Consider the following 24,248-nt stretch of genomic DNA (forward strand, 5'->3'; position numbering starts at 1 on the left):
AACCGGCGCGCGCCTTGCATTTACGTTGAGGCGAAGAGATGGCGACAATCGTTTTTCAGGCCGCCGGCGCTGCCATCGGAGGAATACTGGGCCCTTTCGGGGCGATTGCCGGCAGGGCAGTCGGCGGGCTGGCCGGTGCCGCGTTTGACGGCTCGATCTTCTCCGGCGGGCGCAGCGTCAAAGGGCAGCATCTGGCGACTGCGCGGGTTGGCGGAGCCGAAGAGGGCGCCGTTATCCCGCGGGTCTACGGCACGTCGCGGGTGGGCGGTACGCTGATCTGGGCGACACGGTTCGAGGAGCAAGTGACCGAGGAACGCTCGGGCGGCAAGGCGACGGGACCGACGGTGGAGAGTTTTGCCTATTTCGGTAATTTCGCGTTCGGTATTTGCGAGGGGCCGGTTGCCGCGATCAGACGGGTATGGGCCGATGGCCGCGAACTGGATCTGACCACGATCCAGATGCGGTTTTATCCCGGTGATGAGGGGCAATTGCCGGATCCGCTGATCGAGGCAAAGCAGGGTATGGGCGCTGCCCCGGCCTATCGTGGGCTTTGCTATGTGGTTTTCGATCGGCTGCCGCTGGATGGTTTCGGAAACCGGATACCGGTGTTTCAGTTCGAGGTGTTGAGGCCGACGGGAAAACTTGAGACCCAGATAAAGGCGATTGCCGTGATCCCCGGTGCGACCGAGCACGGGCTGTGCCCGTTTCCTGTAACCGAGGCGCTTGGCAGCGGACAACAGAGGATACTGAACCGCAACACGCTTGTCGGGGTAACGGATTTCGAGGCCTCGATTGACGAACTGATGGCGCTTTGTCCCAATCTGGAACGCGTGGCCCTGGTGGTCACGTGGTTCGGCTCGGACCTCAGGGCGGGAGAATGCCGGATCCGTCCGGGTGTGGAGACATCCTTTCGCAGCGAGGAAAGCACCCCCTGGAAGGTTTCGGGGATCGCGCGCGCGTCGGCCTATGTTGTGTCCACCATTGATGGTGGCCCGGCCTATGGCGGTACGCCCAACGATGCCGGGTTGATGGCGACGATTGCCGATCTCAGGGCGCGGGGCCTTGAGGTCTATCTCTACCCATTCATCATGATGGATGTCCCTTCTGCCAATGGTTTGCCGGACCCTTATGGCGGTGCCGAGCAGGCGGTCTATCCCTGGCGCGGGCGCATTACATGTCATCCGGCTGCCGGTTGGCCGGGCACGAGCGACCGGAGCGTGGCAGCGCGGTCGGAGGTCGAGGCATTTCTCGGCACCGCTGAGTCGCATCATTTTACCCCGGCTGCCGATGGTGTTGCATTCGCGGGTTCTGACGAGGGATACAGGCGACTGGTCCTGCATTATGCGCATCTCGCGGCGGCCGCAGGCGGTGTCGAGGGGTTCATCATTGGCTCTGAGCTGCGGGGACTGACGTCCATCCGTGATGACAATGGTGCTTTTCCCTTTGTCGAGGGGCTGGTCGAGCTGGCTGCCGATGTGCGCGGTATTGTGGGGCCGTCAACGGCGCTGACCTACGGTGCGGATTGGAGCGAATATTTCGGTTACCACCCGAATGATGGCAGCGGCGATGTTTTCTTCAACCTCGATGCGCTGTGGGCAAGTCCTGATATCACCGCTGTCGGTATCGACAATTATATGCCGCTTTCCGACTGGCGGGACGACGATCTTGCGTCCCAAAATCCCGATGGCTTCCGTGTCACGACAGATCCGTCCGCGCTCGGGAGCCAGATCGCGTCGGGCGAGGGGTATGACTGGTACTATCAAGATGACGCTGCACGGGCCGCTCGCCTGCGCTCGGCGATTACGGATGGACTGGCTGGCAAGCCCTGGGTCTATCGATACAAGGATCTCGCCGGCTGGTGGTCGCACCCGCATCATGATCGGATCGGGGGCAGTGAGATGGCAACGCCGACGGCCTGGACGCCGATGTCAAAGCCGATCTGGTTCACCGAACTTGGCTGTCCCGCTGTCGACAAGGGCAGTTGCCAGCCGAATGTATTCGTCGATCCAAAATCGGCTGAATCTGCTTATCCTTACTTTTCCAACCGCAGCCGTTCGGATGATGAACAGCGCAGGTTTCTGGAGGTGCATCTTGACTGGTGGGCTGGCCCGGAAGCTCCGGCCAATATGGTGGATCCGGACCGCATCTTTCTCTGGTGCTGGGATATCCGGCCATACCCGGCCTTTCCCCGGGACGCGGATCTGTGGAGCGATGGCAGAAACTGGGAAGCCGGCCACTGGCTGAATGGTAGGCTTGGCACATCAACACTTGCAGATACCGTGCGCGCACTTCTTGCCGACCACGGGTTTACCGATTGCGATACCGCCCTGCTGAGCGGCGATCTGGTCGGCTATCAGCAGGCAGATATCAGCTCCGCGCGAGATCTGATCGAGCCGTTGCTCTCGCTTTATGCTGCAGACAGTATCGAGAGGGCAGGCAGACTGACGTTTCGTTCACGCAACCGGACCAGCCTGCCGCCGCGGACAATCGAGGTGCTTGCCGAGCGCGACGACAGCGCGGGGCTTTGGCGCGAAACGCGGCGGCATGATAGTGACCTCGCCGGTGAGACGTCGATAACCTATTTCGATCCCGCGACCGATTATGAGCAGGCGTCTGCACGATCGGGCCGCGCGCTGGAGGCAAATGATCGCGTCTTGCGCTACGGCCTGCCGGCCGTACTGCCCGAGGCGACCGCGCTCGAACTGGCGAGAATACTGTTGCGCGAAAACCGGGTCGCGTTGCGCGAGATCAGCTTCGAGCTTTCACCGCAGGAGCAGAGCCTGGAAGTCGGGGATGTCATACGCCTGCCCGACGGGCCTGCCGGTCGTTTTATGGTCACGCGCGCTGAAGTTGCCGAGACGATCCGGTTTGAGGCGCGCTCGTTCATCGCGAGTGGCGGCGGTGGTGTTCGCGCGCAAACACGACAGGGCGCCGGCGATCTTGCATCGGCCGGATTCGCTCCGAGGGTCGTGTTCATGGACCTCGCACGCGATGGCTCGGGCGCTGCCGAAAGCTTTGCGCGCGTTGCCGTCTTTGCCAGGCCCTGGCGGCGGTGTGTCATTGCGTCGTCAGCCACAGGCGAGGGCTTTCAGCCAAGCGCCATCATTGAAAGACCGGCAGGGACAGCACGGCTCGCTGCCGCGCTTTCACCGGGAAACATCGGTCGTTTCGATTTCACGGACGAGCTTGTGATCGATCTTGATTTTGGCGGACTGTCATCGGCCTCGATGCCTGCCGTACTCAGCGGCGCAAACCGCATCGCGGTCAGCGCCAACAATGATGTTTTCGAGATCATCGGATTCCTGGAGGCTACTGAAATTTCGTCCGGCCGCTGGCGACTTGCGGGACTGCTGCGCGGGCTGAACGGCACTGACGATGCAATGCTGGCCGGTGCGGCAGTCGGGCGCGACGCAGTGGTGCTTGATGCGGCGGCGGTCCCGCTGGGGCTCAGCGCTCGCGATGTAGGGCTTGCGCGCAATTATGCCGCGGAAACGGCGCAGGGTCGGGTTGATCCGAAAGCCCCATACGTTTTTGCGGGTGGGCTGCGCGCGGAAACGCCGTTTTCGCCGGTACATCTGCGAGCGAGGCGGCTCGACACGGGCGATGTTGTGCTGACCTGGGTCCGGCGCTCCCGTATTGATGCGGATGACTGGAGCGCCGCCGAAATTCCGTTGGACGAGGATAGCGAAAGCTATCGTCTGGAGATTTTTTCCGGTGAGACTTTGCTGCGAAGCGTTGAAACGACGTCGCCGTTCTACTCGTATTCTGAAGCCGACCAGATTGCCGATTTCGGCATGCTGCCTGATCTGCTTGCGATCAGGCTACGTCAGCGCGGCCGAAAGGTCCCGCTCGGTGTTGCGCTGAACGCGCAGCTTTCCCTTCCCAACTGAACAGAAAGGACTTGATCATGGACTTTGCGAAAAAATGGTATCTGTCGAAAACCGTATGGGGTGCCCTTTTGGCGATCCTCGCTCCGCTGTTTCAGCTTTGCGGCATATATCTCGATGAAGGCATGCAGCATGAACTGGCTGCGTCGATCACGACACTTGTCGGCGCTTCAGGCGGGATGATTGCGCTTTTGGGACGGCTTTCGGCCAAGGGAATGCTGACTCGCTGACTATCGTCGCTTCAAGATTCCCGCCGGCTCCACTCAATGCCGGTGGGCGGCATTTGACGGGCTATTCATTTGCAGTTCAGCCTATTATCTTTAAGAGGTTAGTGGTGAATGGAACTCGTGGGGAAAATCGTGTTATGTCCAGAGCGAAACATGGGGTGCGGATCCTGATCGCGGGCCTTCCGCTTGTTATAGGCTCGACTGGCGCGTCAGATGCGGCCGACTGCGCCGCGGCTGCAAGGGCTGTTATCGCAAGTACGGGTGGTGAGCTTTTGTCGGCTTTAGCGGCGCCCGATGGTAAAGATTGCCTTGTAACTGTTTTTGTACCGGCGAACGCTGGCAATCCACCGCGTAAGATCACGCGGCGTGTTCCCGTAAGCTGAAGCAGTGGTGGCAGCCGCAGAATGAAGATGCAAGGCAGTCCCGCAACCAGTGAATAGATACAGATGCGTATTCTCCTCATCGAAGACGACGAAAACCTCAACCGGCAACTTGCACAGATGCTTCGGGATTCCGATTACGTGGTCGATTGCGCCTATGATGGGGACGAAGGATATTTCCTTGGCGATACAGAACCCTACGATGCGGTGATCCTCGACATTGGCCTTCCAACGATGGACGGTGTGACAATTCTCGAGAAGTGGCGTGCGGCCGGTCGGAATATGCCTGTGCTGATCCTGACGGCGCGCGACCGCTGGAGCGACAAGGTTGCCGGTATCGACGCCGGCGCGGATGACTATGTCACCAAACCTTTTCATATCGAGGAGGTGATGGCCCGTATCCGCGCCCTGATCCGGCGGGCGGCCGGCCATGCCGCGGGCACGATAAGATGCGGGCCGATCGAGCTTGACGTCAAGGCCTCGAAGGCAACCCTTGGCGGCCAACAACTGCGCCTTACCTCTCACGAATACCGATTGCTGTCTTATCTGATGCACCATCAGGGCGAGGTTATTTCGCGAACCGAACTGACTGAACATCTTTACGATCAGGACTTCGATCGTGATTCCAATACGATCGAAGTCTTTGTCGGACGGCTGCGTAAAAAAATCGGCCCCGAATGGATAGAAACGGTTCGCGGGCTCGGCTACCTTATGCGGGCACCCGAATGAAATGGGCCAATTCACTCACGTTGCGCTCCCTGGCCCTGACGACCATGTGGTTTGTCATCGCTCTGCTGGTCATAGCCGTGGTGATTTCTGCACTCTACCGCAACGCCGCTGAACGGGGCTTCAGGCAATTGCTTCAGGCGGAGATGTTCAACGTCGTCAACTCTGTCTCGATCAATGAGCAAGGTGATCTTCAGGGATCGCCGCAGACAGGCAACCTGAGCTACCAACAACCGCAGACGGGATGGTACTGGGTTGTCGACCCGCTCTATGATGCGTCAAAGGAAACACTGCGGTCGCCGTCTCTTGGGGCCACCGAGTTGCCGATCAAGCCTGAAAGCGAAGTCCCCTATGACGGTGATTTCAAGCGGACCTATCTCGTCAGGGATGATCACGGCAATGAACTGGCCGTAATCGAAACGGTGGTTGTGATCGACGAAAATGATCGGGCCACCCGAGTGCGGGTCTCGGGCAATCTTGATGCGGTCGATAATGACGTTCGCTGGTTTTCAGAGCGTCTCTATATCGCTCTTGCTCTTTTTGGAGTTGCGAGCGTACTGCTGAACGGGCTGATCATTCTCTTTGCGCTTCGGCCACTCGACAGCGCGCGTGCTGCACTCAGGCAGATTTCCGACGAGGGCGAGGGCGTAATGAAGGGGGCTTTCCCCGTCGAGATCCAACCGCTCGCTGATGAAATCAATGCGCTTCTCGCCAACAACCGAGCCATCGTCGAGCGTGCCCGCATGCAAGTGGGAAATCTTGCCCATTCGCTGAAGACCCCGATCGCGGTGCTGCTGAACGAAGCCCAGAGCATGGGTGGGCAGGGCGGTAAACTCATCGCCTCGCAGGTTGTCATGATGCAAGCGCAGGTACAGGCTTATCTGAACCGTGCAAGAATTGCTGCGCAAACTGAATCGGTGCTCACACGCTGCGAAATCGAGCCCGTGCTGGAACGGCTTGTCCGGGTCATGCGAAGGCTCAATCCCGAAACGGTATTTTCGCTTTCGTGCGCCGGTGGCCTTGTACTCGCTGCTGAGCAGCAGGATATTGAGGAAATCGTTGGAAACCTGCTCGAGAATGCAGCCCGTTTCGCCAAACGTCAGGTCAGCGTCAGTGCACAGTGGCTTGAGGGGGCTGACGAAACCGGAGATTGGGCGGAGATCATTGTTGTTGACGACGGGCCGGGTCTGACGCCGGAGGAAATCCGCACAGCAATGAAGCGCGGGCAGCGCCTTGACGAGAGCGGCTCTGGGTCCGGATTGGGCCTGTCCATCGTCGATGACGTTGTGCAGGCCTATGGTGGACGCTTTGAGCTGACCGGTCTGAATGGTTCCGGCCTGCATGCCCGGGTCGTTCTGCCGGCAAAGTGCAAGAAGTAGTATTTGCGTGACTGGCGGTTTGTCCGGTGCGGCGAAATCTGGCCATAATCTGCCTCTACGACCGAACCAATCTTGCGTCAGAACGTTTGGTCTTTGCAGATCGTTGAGAGAAACCGCTCGGTTTATCGTCGCTGATAAACCGCGATATTGTTTGAATTCAGGGTTCAGAAGCCGTCGTGAAAAGTAATGTGCTGCTTATTGGTCTCGCTCTGGTCGTTGCAGGTTGTTCTTTGAGGCAGCAGGCCGCGCCGCCGTCTGTTGGGCAAAGCGTCGCTCCGGCACAGTCGGTTCAGACCACGTCGCTTGATGGTGGGTTGGTTGAAAGAACCGGCGTTACGCTTTCACCGGCCGATCGTGCACGTGCGCTACGGGCTGAGCAATATGCGCTTTCGGCAGTTCCCGCCGGTGAGTCGGTAAACTGGCAAGGCAAGGCTGCGAGTGGAGACGTCAAGGTTGCAAGTCCCTATCAGGTCGGAGACCAGAACTGCCGCCAATACACCCAAAGGGTGACCGTTAAGGACGCTGAATATGTCGGCCGCGGCGCAGCCTGTCGTGGCCCGGATGGTGTCTGGACCCTTTTGAACTAGCTGCAAATTTTGCCGTCGGTTATGGCGTCTGCCGCGCTGCGACCTTTTGCGGCAGATGAAACACAATAGAACTTTAGTGTGTTGGCTATTTCGCTGCGGTAGCGTACGAAGATGCCATTATGATTTTCGCGACCGTTGCCCTTGTCATGTTCGTTGTTGCAGCCTTCGTGGTTGCACTGCCTCTATTGCAGACGTCAGGCTCGAGTGCAGACCATATCATGGCCGGCCAGGCCGCAGTCTATCGCGATCAACTGCGGGAAATCGAGCGTGAACGCAGGGAAGGGCTTCTCAGCGAACCGGAATACGAGGCGGCGCGCACCGAAATCGGCAGGCGACTGCTGGCCGTCAGTGATCGAACGAACGGAACGGCCTTGCGCGGCCGCAATGGCCGCACGTCTCGGTGGGGCGCTGCTGTTGCTATTGTGATTGTCCTGCTGGGGGCAGGCTTTATCTATCCATTTGTTGGAACGCCTGGAGCTCCGGACCAGCCGCTTGCCGACCGCATCAATGCCGACGAACCGGATCTTGCCGTGCTCGTGGCCCGTGTCGAGCAGCATCTGGCGGTAAACCCCGATGACGGACGGGGGTGGGACGTGATCGCACCGATATATCTGCGCGAAAATCGTTTCGAGGCGGCACAGAACGCCTACGCCAATGCGATACGGGTTTCTGGCCCGACGGCTGATCGTCTTGCCGGACTGGGTGAGGCGATCGTCGTCCAGAATTCCGGAATTGTGACAGATGGAGCGTTGGACGTGTTCAAACAGGCCGAGGCGATCGATCCGGAAAATCTCCGAACGCTCTATTTTACCGCCCTAGCCGCCGAACAATCGGGTGACAGTGTCTTTGCTATAGAGCGTTTTGAACGCCTGCAAGCTGCGCTCCCCGACAACTCGCCGTGGCATGAAATGGTGGCTCGCCAGATCGCTCTGAACCGCGTGCGCCTGGCCGATGGCGGCGTTGTTGAGAACGGACCGGATGAACAGGCCGTCGCGGCAGCGGCCGAGCTTGCACCTGAAGCGCGCGCCGATATGATCGCTGGCATGATTTCAGGTCTTGAGCAAAGGCTGAACGAAGAGCCCGATGACATCGACGGCTGGATGCGCCTGATACGCTCCTATTCCGTTCTTGGGGAACAGAGAAAAGCGGCTTTGGCACTGGAGCAGGCCATCGGTTATTATGGGGTGAGCAGCGAGCAGGGCACCCGTTTGGCAGCGTTTGGAGACTCGCTTGAGATATCGGGAGCAGAGCCTTGAATCGCAAACAGAAAAGGCTGGCTGTCATTGCAGGCGGTGTCGGGTTTATCGCCGTTGCTGTGCTATTGGTGATGTTCGCGCTCAGCCGCAGTGTTTCGTATTTTTACATGCCGTCAGATCTTGCCGATAAGCCAGTTGGTGAAGGAACGCGCATCAGACTTGGCGGGCTGGTCGAAGAAGGCTCGATCAGGCGTGCCGAAAATTCCAATGTTCTTTTCACCGTGACCGATGGTTCAGGCACCGTCGAGGTCCGCTATGCGGGGATATTGCCTGACCTGTTTCGTGAGGGGCAAGGCGTGGTTACCGAAGGCCGGTTCGACGGCAACGGCGCGTTCCACGCTGATACGGTGCTGGCCAAGCATGACGAAAACTACATGCCCAAGGAAGTTGCTGACCGTCTGAAGGAGGATGGTGTCTGGGAAGGGGAGGCCAGCCCGTGACTGTTGAACTCGGTCTCTTCGCGCTTGTTCTCGCGCTGGCGGTGGCAGCGATTACCTTTGTTGTGCCCGCTGTCGGGGTCAGGCGCAACAGTCCGCAATTGATGACGGTTGCCGTCAGCGGAACGCTAACACTCTTTGCGCTTGTGGCACTCTCCTTCGGCGTGTTGATCCGCAGCCACCTAGTTTCCGATTTTTCCGTGCGCAATGTCTGGGAAAACTCGCATTCGATGATGCCGCTTGTCTACAAGTTTTCCGGTGTCTGGGGAAATCACGAGGGGTCGATGATGCTCTGGCTGCTGATCCTGACGCTGTTCAGTGCCCTCGTTGCAGCTTTCAGCCGGAACCTTCCCAATGATCTGCGCGCCAATGTCCTGTCCGTCCAGGCCCTGATTGCGACGGCGTTTCTGCTGTTCATCATTTTGACTTCGAACCCGTTCATGCGGGTGTTTCCGGTACCTGGTGAGGGTCAGGACCTCAACCCGATTCTTCAGGACTTTGGCCTGGCTATCCATCCTCCGCTTCTTTACCTCGGTTATGTCGGGTTTTCAGTCTGCTTTTCCTTTGCCGTGGCTGCTCTGATCAGCGGGCGGATTGATGCGGCCTGGGCGCTCTGGGTGCGGCCCTGGGCATTGCTGGCGTGGTTGTTTCTGACCGCTGGCATCGCGATGGGATCTTACTGGGCCTATTACGAACTCGGTTGGGGCGGCTGGTGGTTCTGGGATCCGGTAGAAAACGCTTCCTTCATGCCCTGGCTGGCGGGGACGGCGCTTCTGCATTCCGCGCTGGTGATGGAGAAACGCGAAGCGCTCAAAATCTGGACGGTGCTGCTGTCGATCCTGACCTTTTCGCTGTCATTGCTCGGTACGTTCCTTGTCCGATCCGGTGTTTTGACTTCAGTACATGCTTTCGCAACAGACCCCACGCGTGGCATCTTCATTCTCACAATCCTCGCTCTCTTCGTTGGCGGATCATTGGCGCTTTTTGCCTGGAGGGCACCGCTTTTGCGCGCCGGCGGCCTGTTTTCGCCGATTTCGCGCGAGGGTGCCCTGGTCTTCAACAACCTGATCCTGACGGTGGCAACGGGAACGGTGCTGACTGGCACGCTCTATCCGCTTGTGCTTGAGACCCTGACGGGCGACAAGATTTCGGTCGGTCCGCCATTCTTCAACATGACCTTCGGGGTTTTGATGATCCCGCTTCTGCTTGCTGTTCCCTTCGGCCCGATGCTGTCATGGAAACGGGGGGACCTGAAGGCCGCAGGCGAACGTCTGCTGGCCGCAGGTTTTCTCGCCATCGTTCTGGCGGTTGCTTTCATTTATTATCATTCCGGCGGACCGGTGCTTGCCGTTTTTGCAGTGGCAATTGCATTTTTTCTGATCTTCGGTGCGGCAAGCGACCTTTTGTTCCGCTCCGGCTTCGGCCGGATGCCGCTGTCCAGGGTTTGGCCGAGATTCGCCGGCCTGCCGCGCTCGGCCTTCGGGGCGGCGCTTGCCCATTTCGGTCTCGGGGTGACGGTACTGGGCATTGTCGCCGTTTCGCTTTACGAGACCGAGGCAGTTCTGGAGATGTCTCCCGGCATGACTGTCGATGCAGGTGGTTATACGGTAACCTTCGAGGGCACGACGCCGGTAACGGGGCCTAACTATGTTGATGAACGCGGTCTGTTCAAGATCTCGCAAGACGGCCAGGTGATCCGGGACAGCTATTCGGCAAAGCGGGTCTATCTCTCCAACAACATGCCCACGACTGAAGCCGGTATTTCCACATTCGGCCTGAGCCAGCTCTATGTTTCGCTCGGGGACGAGCGGACCGATGGCGCCTGGGTTGTTCGGGTGTGGTGGAAGCCGTTCATCCTTTGCATCTGGCTCGGTGGCGTTGCCATGGCACTTGGCGGCGTGGCTTCGATTACGGATCGCCGGCTTCGCGTCGGAGCTCCGGAGCGAAGTCGCAAGCGCCGCCTGTCCGCAGCCACTCAGGCGGGAGCGGCTGAATGAGGCTCCGCGTTTTTCTGATTGCGCTTTTGATACTGTTGCCATTGGCGACCGCTCGAGCGGTGATGCCCGATGAGGTGCTGGACGATCCGACCCTTGAGATACGCGCTCGCGAGATTTCCGCACAATTGCGCTGCATGGTCTGCCAGAACCAGTCGATCGATGATTCGAACGCTGAACTTGCACGCGACCTAAGACTACTAGTGCGGATCCGTCTGGTAGACGGTGACAGCAATGCGCAAGTCATTGACTATGTGGTCTCGCGTTATGGCGAATTTGTGCTTCTGAAACCGCAGTTTTCGCCCAAGACATGGCTTTTGTGGGGCGCGCCGGCTGTGCTGATTCTTTTCGGAACTCTGGTGCTATGGCGGCTTTCTGCAAACCGTCATACGAAGGATCGCCCGCTTTCGAAGGACGAAGAGGCCCGGCTCGATCGGCTTCTTTCTGGTGATGCCGAGGATTAACAATCCGTCATTTTGTGGACAGATTTCCGTAAGGTCGTAACCTTTATAGTGCCTTTATCAAGTTTGAAGACAGCTTCAAAAACGTCACTAAAGGAAAAGGTAGACCAGATGTTGGACCAGACTTCCGGACACAACAAGTTCAAGCCGATTTTGAAAGCCTCGGCGGTTGCCGGCGTTGCCGCAGTTCTGTTTTCGGCAGGTGCGCCGCTTACGGTTCCCGAAGCGCTCGCCGATCCGGTTCAGGTCGAAGCCCCCAAGGTTCCGGGCTTCGCTGACGTCGTTGAAGCGGTGTCGCCTGCCGTCGTTTCCGTCGTTGTAGAAAGCAATGTCCAGCCGGTTGCCCAGAATGAAGGCTTCGGCTTTGGCTTTGGTGGTCGCGGCTTCGATGATCTTCCCGACGATCATCCTTTGAAGCGTTTCTTCCGTGATTTCGGCGCGCCGGTCGAGCCCCAGCAGCCGCCAAAGCCTCGCAGTGGTGGCCCGCGTCCGGTCGCGCAAGGGTCGGGCTTCTTCGTTTCAGGAGATGGCTATCTCGTGACGAATAACCACGTCGTGGGCGAAGGCGACACCTTCTCCGTTTTGATGGACGACGGAACCAAATATGCTGCCACGCTGGTCGGAACAGACCCGCGCACCGATCTGGCCGTTTTGAAGGTCGACGCCGATCACGAGTTTACCTATGTGAAATTCGCCGACGATTCCAAGCTGCGCGTTGGTGACTGGGTGGTTGCCGTCGGCAATCCCTTCGGCCTTGGCGGCACTGTTACCTCGGGGATTGTCTCCGCACTTGGCCGCGATATCGCCTCCGGCCCCTATGACGACTACATTCAGGTCGATGCCGCGGTTAATCACGGTAATTCCGGTGGTCCGACTTTCGATCTCAATGGTCAGGTTGTCGGAATCAACACTGCGATCTTCTCGCCGTCGGGCGGCAATGTCGGCATTGCCTTCGCCATTCCCGCACATCTAGCCCAGAATGTTGTCAACGATCTGATTGATGATGGCACGGTCGAGCGCGGCTGGCTCGGTGTTCGCATCCAGCCGGTGACCGATGATATCGCCGAATCGATTGGCCTTGCCAAGCCGGAAGGCGCGCTGATTTCCGAACCGACCTCCGATAGCCCCGGTGCGAAGGCGGGCCTTCTTCAGGGTGACGTGATTACTGCCGTCAATGGCGATGTCATCGAGGATGCCCGTTCGCTGTCACGGATGATAGGCATGATGGAGCCGGGCGATGATGTCGAGCTTTCGGTCTGGCGGGATGGCAAGTCCCAGACGATCGACGTCAAGCTCGGCGAGTTTCCGACCGAAGATCAACTGGCAGCCGTCGAAGGCATTAGCGGCCCAGAAGAAAGCTCGCTGATGAGCCGGATGGGGATCGAAGTGCGCCCGTCGGATGATGGCGCGGGTGTGACTGTGACGGCCGTAAACCCTGACTCTGATGCAGCATCCAAGGGGCTGACCGAGGGCCAGAAGATCCTGAGCGTCAACAACAAAGCGGTTGCCTCGGCCGACGACATTCTCAAACAGGTTAAAGAAGCCGCCGGCAATGGACGAAAGCAGGCGCTCTTTCAGGTCGAGACTGAAAACGGCAGCATGTTTACTGCTCTGCCGACCGGCAACGAGAACGAGGATGCCGGCTGACCGGCCCTGACAAGATGAAAAAAGGCGCACGGGAATATCCGTGCGCCTCTTTCATTCTGCACCTGTTGCGGAGTACCCACAATGTCTGTCGATGAAACCCGTGAGATCGCTTGTAACGCTGATCGCAATGGCGATATGGTCGCCACCATGCGTATTTTGGTAATTGAAGACGATCTCGAGGCCGCCGCCTACCTGACCAAGGCCTTTCGTGAGGCCGGCATCACCTGCGAGCATGCGGGCGATGGCGAGAGCGGTTTGTTCATGGCGAGCGAAAACGAATACGACGTGCTGGTGGTCGACCGCATGTTGCCGCGCCGCGACGGATTGTCGGTGATATCTGCGCTCAGATCCAAAGCCATCCACACGCCGGTCCTTATTCTTTCAGCGCTGGGGCAGGTCGATGACCGGGTGACGGGTTTGAGGGCCGGTGGCGACGACTACCTGCCAAAACCCTATGCGTTCAGCGAACTTCTGGCGCGGGTGGAGGTGCTTGGGCGGCGCAAGGGCATGCCGGATCAGGATGTCGTCTACCGGGTTGGCGATCTGGAGCTCGACCGCCTCTCGCACGAGGTGCGCCGGGCGGGCCGCGAGATCACGCTCCAGCCGCGCGAATACAGACTGCTCGAATATCTCATGAAAAACGCCGGGCAGGTGGTCACGCGCACCATGCTCCTGGAGAATGTCTGGGATTACCACTTCGATCCACAGACCAATGTGATCGATGTGCATGTGTCGCGGCTGCGCTCCAAGATCGAGAAGGAGTTTGACAAGCCCTTGCTGAAGACGATCCGTGGTTCCGGCTATATGATCAAAAATGATGCCTAGAGCGGTTCAGGTGAGAGATCGTCTGCGGCTGCTGTTCAAATCCACCGCTGTCCGTCTTTCGGCTGTTTATATCCTGCTGTTCGGCCTCTGTGCTGCCGTCATGGTGTTCTATGTCACAGCTGTGTCTGAGGATCTTGTTCTGCGTCAGACGCGGGATTCGCTCGAAAAAGAAGTTGCCCAACTCGACCTTACCTATGAAAAGGGCGGCATTCGGCGGGTGTTCAATATTATCGAGAGACGTGCCCGTCAGCCCGGTGCCAATCTTTATGTCATCGCCAGTCCTCAGGGCGAGATACTGGCCAGCAACGTCGCGTCGCTGCAGCCGGGTGTCTTGAACCGGCTCGGCTGGATCGAGCCACCTTTCCGTTACGAGGGTTTTGCAGAAAACAACAGCGGATCGCACCAGAACCTCGCGGCAGGCTATGTCATCGAGCTTGACAACGGCATCAGGCTGCTGATCGGGCGAGATCTTGGCGACCCGGAACGCCTGCATATCGTTGTCAGGCAGGCTCTGTTGCTTGCGCTCATCATCATGGGCGTTGGCGCTCTCGTGATCTGGTTCGCGATCGGGCGCAATGCTTTGAAGCGCATGGACCGGATGTCGAGTGCCAGCGGCAAGATCATGGCTGGCGACCTCTCCCAGCGTCTTCCCGTTACGGGATCCGGCGATGAGTTTGACCGGCTTTCCAACTCGCTTAACCTGATGCTCGACAGGATCGTGCGGCTGAATGAGGGGCTACGACAGGTTTCGGACAATATCGCTCACGACCTCAAAACCCCGCTGACACGCCTGCGCAATAAGGCGGCTGATGCTGGTGCCACCGAAAGCCCCGACGAGCGCCGTGCTGCGCTTGAAGGGATCATCGCCGAATCGGACCAGTTGATCCGAACCTTCAACGCGCTTTTAATGATATCTCGCGTTGAGGCAGGTGCTGTCGCTGCCGAAATGTCAGTCGTCTGTCTGTCAGCGATTGTTGAGGACAGCGCCGAGCTTTACGGTCCCGTTGCCGAAGAGGCCGGCCTTTCGCTCGACTGTGCAATCGAGCCGGATATTTCGATTAACGGCAATCGCGAACTGATCGGCCAAGCGATCTTCAATCTTCTCGACAACGCCATCAAGTATTCCGAAGGCAGTGGACAGTCGATACATCTGTCGCTGAAGCGCGAAGACGGGCGTGCGGTTTTCGTTGTGGCTGATAACGGGCCCGGCATTCCGTCCTCGCGAATGGACGACGTCAAGCAGCGCTTCTTCCGCCTCGATGAAAGCCGTTCGAAGCCTGGCACGGGGCTTGGTCTCTCGCTGGTCGATGCTGTCGCTTCCATGCATGGAGGTGTGTTTTCGCTTACCGAAGCAAAATGCCTGCTGGAAAACTATACTGGTCTGGGGGCGGTCCTGAGCTTTCCGCTCGCCCGTCAAAAAGGAAGCCTGGACTGAGCGGTTCGGGTTGGCGCACTTACCTTCTTCCCTCAAAGATATCAGTGAGCAGTTCATTTCCGAGGCCTGCATCTCTTCCTCTTTGGCTTTAAGCCGGCGTCCCACGATGTTAAGGCAGATAAAACCATTGCGGAGGATATGATGAGCGATCGGGTAGCCGTTACATTGCGGGATATTTCGGGAGAGCCCGTCTTTCCGCTGAATGACCAACTGGCGCTGTCTGCCTTCGACGAGATGGCAGCCGGCGTCGATAAGCACGATCTCCCTCAATTTCTTGCTGATCGCGATGACCCGCTGACGGCCTTCCTCGCGGCCTCTTTTTCGCTTTCACCTTTCCTTTTCGACAGCTTCCGCGCGCATCCGGAATTGCTTCTCCGTATCGAGGAGCCGTTTATTCCGCAGCTTGAGGGCGAGATAGAAACTGCACGAGTTGCCTGGCGCGATGCGGACGGAAAGATCAGCGACAACGATATTATGGTGCGCCTGCGGGTTTCAAGGCGCCGCATCGCCTTTCTGACAGCACTTGCCGACCTGGCGGGCATAATCGCGCCCAAAAAGACGACCTCGCTGCTGAGTGAATTTGCGAGTGCTGCCGTCACTGCGACGGTGGATCATCTGCTAGCTTCAGCCGCGCGGGAGGGCAAGCTGACGCTGAAAAATGCCGATGCACCCTCTGAGCAATCGGGTGTCGTGGTTCTGGGTATGGGCAAGCTGGGCGCATGCGAGCTGAATTACTCCTCCGATATCGACATTGTCGTCTTCTTCGACCCTGAGGCCGGAATCGTCAGCGAGACAGACGACCCGAGGTCGCTTTTTCCGCGTCTCATGCGTCGCCTCATCCGGATACTGCAGGAGCGTACCGGTGATGGCTATGTGTTCCGCACGGATATGCGGCTGCGACCCGATCCCGGATCGACCGCGCTGGCTATTCCGGTCGAGGCAGCGCTTCTCTACTATGAGAGCCGTGGCCAGAACTGGGAACGGGCCGCCTATATCAAGGCGCGGCCGATCGCCGGCGATCTGGCCGCGGGCGAGGCTTTTCTGGGCGAAATGATCCCGTTCATCTTTCGCAAATATCTCGATTATGCAGCGATCGCCGATATCCATTCCATCAAGCGACAGATCCATGCGCACAAGGGGTTCGGTCTTGTTGCTGTCAATGGGCATAATGTCAAACTCGGACGCGGCGGGATCCGCGAGATCGAGTTCTTCGTTCAGACCCAGCAATTGATCGCTGGTGGACGTATGCCGGAGCTGCGGTGCCGGCGGACGGTGGATGCGCTTGAGGCCTTGCACGAAGCGCGCTGGATTGACAAGGCCACGAGCGACGAACTCACCTCTGCCTACTGGTTCCTGCGCAATGTCGAACACCGGATACAGATGGTGCGTGACGAGCAGAGCCATGTTCTGCCGGACGATAATGCCGATCTGCTGCGGATCGCGCATATGAGCGGCTTTGAGACGACTGAAGCCTTTTCAGAAGCCGTGCTCGAAGTGCTGAAAATCGTCGAACGGCGCTATGCACGGCTGTTCGAGCAGGAGGCGGCCCTTTCAGGCGAGACTGGCAATCTTGTGTTTACCGGCGAAGACAATGATCCGGGAACGCTGGAGACCTTGAGCAAGATCGGGTTTGAGCGTCCCGAGGACATCGCCAAGGTCATCCGGATATGGCATTATGGACGCTATCGCGCCACGCAAACGGACAAGGCCCGCCAGCGCCTCACCGAGATCATGCCGGATCTGCTGAAGGCCTTCGGTGCAAGCCGAAGGGGAGACGAGGCGTTGCTGCGCTTCGACCGCTTCCTCGCCGGTCTGCCGGCCGGTGTCCAGTTGTTTTCACTGCTGAAGAGCAATCCGAATCTTCTTCTGCTGATGGTGGAGGTGATGTCGGCGGCGCCGCGACTTGCCGAGATCATTGCCGGGCGCGCCCATATTGTCGACGGCATGCTCGATCCCGCCTTGATGACGGAAATTCCGACCCGCGAATATCTTCTCGAACGGCTCGAGGCCTTCCTTAGCGGAGCGGAGATCTACGAGGAACGGCTCGACCGGCTCAGGATTTTTGCGGCAGAGCAGCGTTTCCTGATTGGTATCAGGCTTGTGACCGGTTCGATTAGCGGCTTTGCCGCCGGTCGGGCGCTGACGATGCTGGCAACGTTGGTCATCGACGAAGCTTTGCAGGGAGTGCTTGCCCAGATGCAAGAGGCGCATGGTCTGGTGGACGGCCAGCGGACCTGTGTGCTGGCCATGGGCAAGCTCGGCAGTTCCGAACTGACCGCAGGCTCGGATGTCGATGTGATCGTGCTTTACGATTGCGATGATCCGCTTTCGATGTCCTCAGGTCCGAAGCAGCTCGATGTGCCGCGCTACTTCGCCCGCGTGACCCAGCGTCTGGTGGCTGCACTGAGCGCCCCCACGGCGGAAGGTGTGCTTTACGAGGTCGATATGCGGCTTCGACCTTCCGGAAATGCAGGGCCGCTTGCGACACGACTGGCTGCTTTCGAAAAATATCAGCTGAATGACGCCTGGACCTGGGAACATATGGCGCTTTCCCGTGCACATCCTCTGTGCGGCGACGCCACACTGATGAAGGATACCGGAGCGGTGATCGATGCCATTCTTGGGCGCCCGCGCGACCAAGAGGAACTGGCTCGCGATATCGCCGAGATGCGCGCCAGGATCGAGCGCGACAAACCGGCCAAGAGTTCGTGGGATCTGAAGCTTATACCGGGCGGACTGGTCGATATCGAGTTCATCGCGCAGTACTGCCATCTGGCCTGCCATGTGCCGCGCGGTGAGGTCGGCGGCTGCGAGGTGATGACCACAGATGATGTCCTGGCGCGGTTTGCTCCCGGCGTGATGCCTGAAGGTGATCTCGAGGTCTGTCGCAGGGCGCTCGCGCTTTATACCGATATTGCCCAGCTGACCCGGGCCTGCCTCAATGAAGGGTTCGAACCTGATACCGCGCCCGCGGGTCTTCTGGAACGTCTTTGCAAGCTTGCGGATTGCCCTGATGTCGGTGCGATGGAAGCGATGATTGCCGATCTGGCCGGCGATGTGCGGGCGGTCTTCCGGAAGCTGCTTCCAGCCGCCGGAGGTGCGACCGGATAACGCCCATCAGCCAACGATGCGTCGTACTACGGGGCCGTCATGGCCGTCGCTCGCAAAGTACACTTCGCCCTTGTTTTCAAGGCGTTCAACCAGCGCATGGAGCGCCTTGCCGCCAGCATGAATGTGGCGGGCGTATTCGTCGAGCTTGCAGCCCGGCTGCCGCGCTTTTTCGGTTTCGGCAATCATCAGCTCCGAAAAGCCAAGCACAGCGTTTAGGGACGTGCGCATCTCTGCGGGGACCGCATGGTCGGCAGTTTGGCCGGCAAAAGCCTTTTCTGCCTGGGAAGGGACACCTGCCGGACCATCAAGAGCGCTTTCCAGCGACGCGCATCGCAGTTCGAGCTTGCGGTGCGAGGTCGCCATCGCGCTGACTTTTTCTCTGAGGCGCTCCTGTTCGACCTGAAGGCGGTTCTGTTCTTCCTTGAAACGGGTGATATTCGTTCCCATCGTCAGCTGTGTACCGTTTTCAAAACGATGTTCTGCAAGCTGCATCCATTCCCCATGCGTTGTCCTGACTTCGGCGGTGCTGCTGTTACCCGATTGCGTGCGTCGCACGACAACAGCATGGCCGTCGCCTTCGACCGAGAGCGCCTCGCGGCGAACGGCGTTGTGGCTACCATCGATATCATATGCTGACCGGAACGATGCGTTTGCGAGATCGAGGCTGCCGTCCTTGCGCCAAAGAGCGAGCGGTTGAGGCAGTGCATCGAAAGCAGCCTCGAGTATGCAGACCTTCCGGGTGGCTGCTTCCAGTGCCTGGTGGCGGCCGGATGCCGCGCGGATTGCCGCGCCCGACACGGTTACGCGGCCTGACTTGATTGCCGCATGCGCACGGATTGCAAAAAGCCGGTAGCGACCATCATCTTGGCGAATGCGGATATTGGTCTCGATCAGTCCGTTATCGGAGGGCCGGAGATTGCGCGCAAGACCGTGGCGGTCGTTAGGATGAACAAGGCCGAGTAGCTCGCGGTAGGTGATTTCACGCTGCTGAGAGCCGAGCCCGAGGGCGGCACTTGCCGAGCCGTCCAGAATAGCGCGCCGCGTTGCTGGCTCGAACGACCACAGACCTGCTTCACCATTGGCAAGCATGGCGTCGCGCGTGCTGCGCTCCGCAGACATGATGTCTCTTGTCTCATCAGCACGATTGATCTGTGTGTAATAAGCGTAGACAACGACGAGCAGCAGAAGTGCCATGGAGGCAAACAGGGTGACGTTGAGATTGACCTCGGCCCGCCAGAAGGCGTTCATTCGCTCCATCGCGTGCAGCGCGATCACCATTCCGCCATTGTCACCAACCAGGTGCATCGAGACCTGGTAGGGGGCGCCGTCAATCCGGGTTTCGACGACTTGACCGGCCGTGCGCGGATGGTGTGCCGATGTCAGTTCGGGGAACACGGATGCCAGTGAACGACCGATAAGGTTTGTACGCGCTGTGGTTGTGGTCAGCACGGAGCCCGTGGTGTCGATCATCAGAAGATCGGTATCCGATCCGGTTGAAGCGATCGAATTCAACGACTGCAACCTTTCTTCGGCGGCGGCTGCGTTTTCCGGTTCGAACAATGCCGGCTCATTTTCGAGTGCAACAACAGCCATCGCTGATGTCAGTTCTGTGGCCTGTCGCACAGCATCTTCCATGCGGCTGTGGCTCGACATCAAGGAGAAACCGCGGGCGGCGGCAACACAGATGAGAAAAGCAATGATCAGATACTGAATCGAATTCTTCAGAACTCTTTCGACGATCGGCCGTTTGGCTGCGGCCAATGCACCAAGCCCCGAAAATCCGCGACGTTGCTGGCCTGAGAGTGCCTGTTTTGCAGTGAATCCAGAGCGCAGGCTCCCGTTCACTGCGGGGTCTTCCCACAGATCTGATCGTTTCATTTGCATAAGTTCCCTCGTCTGATCCGCGAAACCGCCTTGCGAGATCTACCCTAGTGAATCAAAGGTGATTCGGGTTGTCCAGCACCCAGAGGGAAGCTTTTGTTAACCATATACCAAATAAGGCTTTTTTGTGGATTGACGGCCGCCGCGGGGTTTGAGTGGAAGAGGTGCGGCGGACCGTTTTGTCGAAAAAGGGACTCGGATTACGTGTCTTGGCAAGGGCCAAATCAGCTTTTCAACATCCGATCGACAATATCCCTCAGGTTGCGGGACAGGTCGTCATGAGACGCAATGCGTTTGATTGCCTTGCGGGCCAGCGCGCGCCGGCCTGGCTCAAGTGCCTCGAACGAGCGCATCGCCGTCATCAGCCGAGCCGTCAGCGTGGCATTGCGCTTGTCGGAGGTCAGGATGAAATCGGCGAAGAAGGCATAACCGGCACCGTCGGCGCGGTTGAAGCCGGTCGGGTTCGACGAGGCGAAGGCCCCAATGAGGGCGCGCACGCGATTGGGGTTGGTCTCGTCGAAGGCCTCGTCGCCCATCAGCGCTGCAACGCGCTCCAGCGTCGCCTCTCCGGGTACCGTTGCCAGCGTCGAGAACCATTTGTCGAGCACGAGCGGTTCATCGGCAAAGCGCTGCCTGAAATCGGCAAGGGCATTTTCGGTCTCCGCTGAACCTGCAAACTGGTGCGCCAGCACGCGCATGGCGGCCAGCATGTCGGTCATGTTGTCGGCTTTCTCATAGGCTCGGCTGGCGCGGTGCGGGGACTTTTCGGCAGCAGCCGCAAGGGCAAGGGCGGCATTGCGCAGCGCCCGGCGGCCGGCGCCCTCTGCATCAGGACTGAAAGCGCCGGTATTCTGCATCTCCTCCGCCAGCTGCGCGAACGTATCGCGTCCGACTGTGGCAATGGCTTCAACCACTGCCTTGCGCGCCACATGGATCGCATCCGGATCGACATCGCCACCGAGCTCGCGTCCAATCTCGAGTTCGCCAGGAAGCGTCAGGGCAAGCGCCCGGAAAGCAGGCTCAAGTGTTGCATCTTCTGCCGTGGCCACCAGTACCTCGCTCAAGGCTGCGTCGGTCACCACCGGTTTACCCGCCTTGGCGTCCCTAGCGGCCTTCACAAGCACCTCAAGCGCCAGCGCATTGACCGTATCCCAGCGGGCGACCAGATCGCTCTCGGCGCCTGCGATGCGCAACCTGTCTTCGCGCGACTGATCGAAACGGATTTTCACCGGTGCGGAGAAATCACGGTTGACTGATACGGCTGGCCGGGCGCCGATTCCCTCGAACACAAAGGCCTGTTCGCTCTCGGTGATCTCCAAGACGTCCTTCCGGTGTTCTCCGCCGGTGATTGCCGTCGGGGCCATGTCGTCGCCATTGGGACCAATAAGTCCGACCCGCAGCGGAATGTGCAGCGGCTTCTTGGTGCTTTCGCCGGGCGTCGGCGGTGTGGTCTGGCTGAACGTCAGCTTCAACTGGCTCTTCTTTTCATCATAGAAGCTTGCGACCGATATCACCGGTGTACCGGCCTGGTGATACCAGAGCGCAAAATGCGAGAGGTCATGGCCGGTCGCGTCCTCGAAGCATTTGAGATAGTCCTCGATCGTCACAGCGCCGCCGTCATGACGTTCGAAGAACAGATCAAGCCCCGTGCGGAACCCGTCATGGCCGAGAAGCGTGGCAATCATCCGCGAGACTTCCGAGCCTTTCTCGTAGACCGTCGTGGTGTAGAAATTGTCGATCTCGAGATATTGCGTCGGGCGCACCGGATGGGCGAGCGGGCCACCATCTTCCGGGAACTGGTGGGCACGAAGGAACTTGACCTCATCGACGCGCACAACCGGGCGTGAGCGCTGGTCGGCGGAAAACTCATGCTCGCGATAGACCGTCAGGCCTTCCTTCAGGCTCAGCTGGAACCAGTCGCGGCAGGTTATCCGGTTTCCGGTCCAGTTGTGAAAATATTCGTGTGCCACTACGGCTTCGATCCGCGCATAGTCGTCGTCGGTCGCAGTTTCCGGGTCCGCAAGGATCAGCCGGTCATTGAAGATGTTGAGACCCTTGTTCTCCATCGCCCCCATGTTGAAGTCGGAGACAGCGACAATCATGAAAATGTCGAGGTCATATTCCCGCCCGAAGCGCTCCTCGTCCCATTGCATCGAGCGCCTGAGCGAGATCCATGGCATAGCCGGCGCGCGCCGCCTTGCCGTGCTCGACATAGATCCTGAGTGCCACGTCACGTCCAGACATGGTCGTAAAACTGTCCTCGATCATCGCCAGATCACCGGCAACGAGCGCGAAGAGGTAGGACGGCTTCATGAAAGGGTCGTGCCACCTGGCCATGTGGCGGCCGTCACCGAGATCCTGTTTCTCGATAAGGTTGCCATTCGAGAGCAGGAGAGGGCAGGTCTCTTTGTCCGCTATGATGGTAACGGTGTAGACTGCCAGCACGTCGGGCCGGTCGTAAAAATATGTGATGCGGCGAAACCCTTCGGCCTCGCACTGGGTCGAGTAGATGCCGTTGGTGCGGTAGAGCCCCAGGAGTTGGCTGTTGGCGGAGGGGTTGATCCGTGTCTTGATCGTCAGCTTGAACGGGCCTTCCTCGGGAAGATCGCGGATCGTCAGGGAGTCTGCATCGCAGTCATAGCGTTCGGGCAGAAGCGGCTTGCCGTCGAGCGCGAGGCCGGAAAGCGCCAGCCCGTCGCCATCGAAAACGAGCGGTGCGGACGGATCGGCGCCGGGCCGCCGGCGCATTAGGATTTCGCTGCCAACGGTTGTCAGCGTTTCGCCGAGGTCGAATACCAGGTCAACGGTTTCGATGATGAAATCCGTCGGCTGATAGTCTTTCAGGTAAACGGTCCGGTTTTTGTCCGTACGCATGATCTTCCTCTTTAACATTTTTGTGCGGCTGCGCCGATCGATGCACAACAAAGCGCCGAAGCAGCTGAATTGCAAATGCTTCGCCGAATTTTGATGAAATCTGTACAATTGCGCGGGAAGTGGCGTAAGGACGGCGACATTTCTGCGACCGTTATCGTCGCCCATTCAAACACAAGAATGTGCCCTTCATGCCTTTCGAAGACAACGCCAACCCCATCCGCGGTATCGTTCTCAAGCTTTCGTCGATCCTTGCCTTTCTGTGTATGCAGACCTGCATCAAGCTGGCGGGGGCGGGGATTGCGCCGGGGCAGGTGACGTTTTACCGCTCGCTGTTCGGCATTGTACCGATCATCGTCTATCTCGCCTGGCGCCATGAACTGAAGGGGGCCTACAGGACAAAGCGTCCCGTCGGGCACTTTCTGCGCTCCCTGATCGGGATAACCTCCATGGGCATGGGTTTTTACGGGCTGATGCACCTGCCGCTGCCGGAGGTTATTGCGCTTGGATATGCCATGCCGCTGCTGTCCGTTGTGTTTGCTGCGTTGTTTTTGGGGGAAGTCGTGCGGGTCTATCGCTGGTCGGCTGTCGGTGTCGGGCTTTTCGGGGTGCTGGTCATTTCCTGGCCGAAACTGACGCTTTTTCGCGAAGGCGGGATCGGGTCGGAGGACGCCCTTGCGGTGGTGCTCGTTCTGGCCGGTGCCGCTCTCGGTGCGCTTGCGATGATCCAGGTGCGTCGTCTGCTGGTCACGGAAAAGGGACCGACAATCGTCCTTTATTTCTCCAGCTTTGCGGCGCTTCTGTCGCTTGCCACATTGCCTTTCGGCTGGGCCCCACTGGCGTTTTGGCCGATGGTTCTGCTGGTTCTGTCTGGACTCTTCGGTGGTATCGGGCAGATCATGATGACCGAATCCTACCGTTTTGCAGACGCCTCGACGATTGCGCCGTTTGACTACAGCTCAATTATTTTCGGAACTGCGATCTCGTTCTTTATCTTTGCTGAAATCCCGACGATGAATACGCTCACCGGTTCTGTGTTTGTGGTCGGCGCCGGCATCTTTATCATCTTTCGAGAGCACAGGCTGGGGCTTGAGCGCCGCAAGATCCGGCGCGTCTCGCCATCCCAGACTCCGAACTGATCGGC

15 protein-coding genes and 1 pseudogene are annotated in these 24,248 nt (G+C 58.9%); 14 read left to right on the plus strand and 2 right to left on the minus strand.

Annotation, left to right across the window (positions count from 1 at the left end):
• The first annotated feature begins 38 nt into the window (after positions 1 to 38).
• From AC0L7L_RS05230 to AC0L7L_RS05290, 13 genes are all read left to right on the plus strand, one after another.
• Positions 39 to 3,890 carry a baseplate multidomain protein megatron gene (locus tag AC0L7L_RS05230; protein WP_473512479.1) on the plus strand — a complete coding sequence of 1,284 codons (3,852 nt, stop codon included), beginning with the start codon at positions 39 to 41 and terminating at the stop codon, positions 3,888 to 3,890.
• Positions 3,891 to 3,907: 17 nt separating this feature from the next.
• The gene (locus AC0L7L_RS05235) at positions 3,908 to 4,117 is read left to right on the plus strand and encodes a hypothetical protein (RefSeq protein WP_272210664.1); all 210 of its coding nucleotides are present in this window, start codon (positions 3,908 to 3,910) and stop codon (positions 4,115 to 4,117) included.
• A gap of 443 nt (positions 4,118 to 4,560) precedes the next feature.
• Positions 4,561 to 5,223, plus strand: coding sequence for a response regulator transcription factor (locus AC0L7L_RS05240; RefSeq protein ID WP_473512481.1), 663 nt, complete (start codon positions 4,561 to 4,563; stop codon positions 5,221 to 5,223).
• Complete coding sequence (locus AC0L7L_RS05245) at positions 5,220 to 6,599, plus strand: ATP-binding protein (protein ID WP_473512483.1); 1,380 nt, start codon at positions 5,220 to 5,222, stop codon at positions 6,597 to 6,599. The genes AC0L7L_RS05240 and AC0L7L_RS05245 overlap by 4 nt, the downstream gene beginning before the upstream one ends.
• 176 nt (positions 6,600 to 6,775) lie before the next feature.
• Positions 6,776 to 7,186 (plus strand): hypothetical protein, encoded by a 411-nt coding sequence (locus AC0L7L_RS05250; protein WP_473512485.1) that lies wholly within the window; start codon positions 6,776 to 6,778, stop codon positions 7,184 to 7,186.
• Between the two features lie 119 nt (positions 7,187 to 7,305).
• Positions 7,306 to 8,442 carry a c-type cytochrome biogenesis protein CcmI gene (gene ccmI / locus AC0L7L_RS05255; protein WP_473512487.1) on the plus strand — a complete coding sequence of 379 codons (1,137 nt, stop codon included), beginning with the start codon at positions 7,306 to 7,308 and terminating at the stop codon, positions 8,440 to 8,442.
• Positions 8,439 to 8,882, plus strand: coding sequence for a cytochrome c maturation protein CcmE (gene ccmE, locus AC0L7L_RS05260; RefSeq protein ID WP_473512489.1), 444 nt, complete (start codon positions 8,439 to 8,441; stop codon positions 8,880 to 8,882). The genes ccmI and ccmE overlap by 4 nt, the downstream gene beginning before the upstream one ends.
• Positions 8,879 to 10,876 carry a heme lyase CcmF/NrfE family subunit gene (locus tag AC0L7L_RS05265; protein ID WP_473512491.1) on the plus strand — a complete coding sequence of 666 codons (1,998 nt, stop codon included), beginning with the start codon at positions 8,879 to 8,881 and terminating at the stop codon, positions 10,874 to 10,876. The genes ccmE and AC0L7L_RS05265 overlap by 4 nt, the downstream gene beginning before the upstream one ends.
• Complete coding sequence (locus AC0L7L_RS05270; RefSeq protein WP_272210674.1) at positions 10,873 to 11,337, plus strand: cytochrome c-type biogenesis protein; 465 nt, start codon at positions 10,873 to 10,875, stop codon at positions 11,335 to 11,337. The genes AC0L7L_RS05265 and AC0L7L_RS05270 overlap by 4 nt, the downstream gene beginning before the upstream one ends.
• Positions 11,338 to 11,445: 108 nt before the next feature.
• The gene (locus AC0L7L_RS05275; RefSeq protein WP_272210675.1) at positions 11,446 to 12,981 is read left to right on the plus strand and encodes a Do family serine endopeptidase; all 1,536 of its coding nucleotides are present in this window, start codon (positions 11,446 to 11,448) and stop codon (positions 12,979 to 12,981) included.
• Positions 12,982 to 13,116: 135 nt separating this feature from the next.
• The gene (locus AC0L7L_RS05280) at positions 13,117 to 13,806 is read left to right on the plus strand and encodes a response regulator transcription factor (protein ID WP_473513787.1); all 690 of its coding nucleotides are present in this window, start codon (positions 13,117 to 13,119) and stop codon (positions 13,804 to 13,806) included.
• A gap of 10 nt (positions 13,807 to 13,816) precedes the next feature.
• Positions 13,817 to 15,241, plus strand: a complete 1,425-nt coding sequence (locus AC0L7L_RS05285; protein WP_473512495.1) for a sensor histidine kinase — start codon at positions 13,817 to 13,819, stop codon at positions 15,239 to 15,241.
• Between the two features lie 141 nt (positions 15,242 to 15,382).
• The gene (locus tag AC0L7L_RS05290; RefSeq protein WP_473512497.1) at positions 15,383 to 18,352 is read left to right on the plus strand and encodes a bifunctional [glutamine synthetase] adenylyltransferase/[glutamine synthetase]-adenylyl-L-tyrosine phosphorylase; all 2,970 of its coding nucleotides are present in this window, start codon (positions 15,383 to 15,385) and stop codon (positions 18,350 to 18,352) included.
• 6 nt (positions 18,353 to 18,358) lie between these two features.
• Here AC0L7L_RS05290 and AC0L7L_RS05295 read toward each other — a convergent pair whose 3' ends face one another.
• Together AC0L7L_RS05295 and pepN are read right to left on the minus strand one after the other, a co-directional pair.
• Positions 18,359 to 20,230 carry a hypothetical protein gene (locus AC0L7L_RS05295; RefSeq protein ID WP_473512499.1) on the minus strand — a complete coding sequence of 624 codons (1,872 nt, stop codon included), beginning with the start codon at positions 20,228 to 20,230 and terminating at the stop codon, positions 18,359 to 18,361.
• 227 nt (positions 20,231 to 20,457) lie between these two features.
• Positions 20,458 to 23,107: pseudogene (pepN, locus tag AC0L7L_RS05300) on the minus strand (aminopeptidase N).
• A gap of 188 nt (positions 23,108 to 23,295) precedes the next feature.
• Here pepN and AC0L7L_RS05305 point away from each other — a divergent pair.
• The gene (locus tag AC0L7L_RS05305) at positions 23,296 to 24,243 is read left to right on the plus strand and encodes a DMT family transporter (protein WP_473512501.1); all 948 of its coding nucleotides are present in this window, start codon (positions 23,296 to 23,298) and stop codon (positions 24,241 to 24,243) included.
• The last annotated feature ends 5 nt before the right edge of the window (positions 24,244 to 24,248 follow it).

Source organism: Martelella sp. K41-7 (assembly GCF_055808365.1).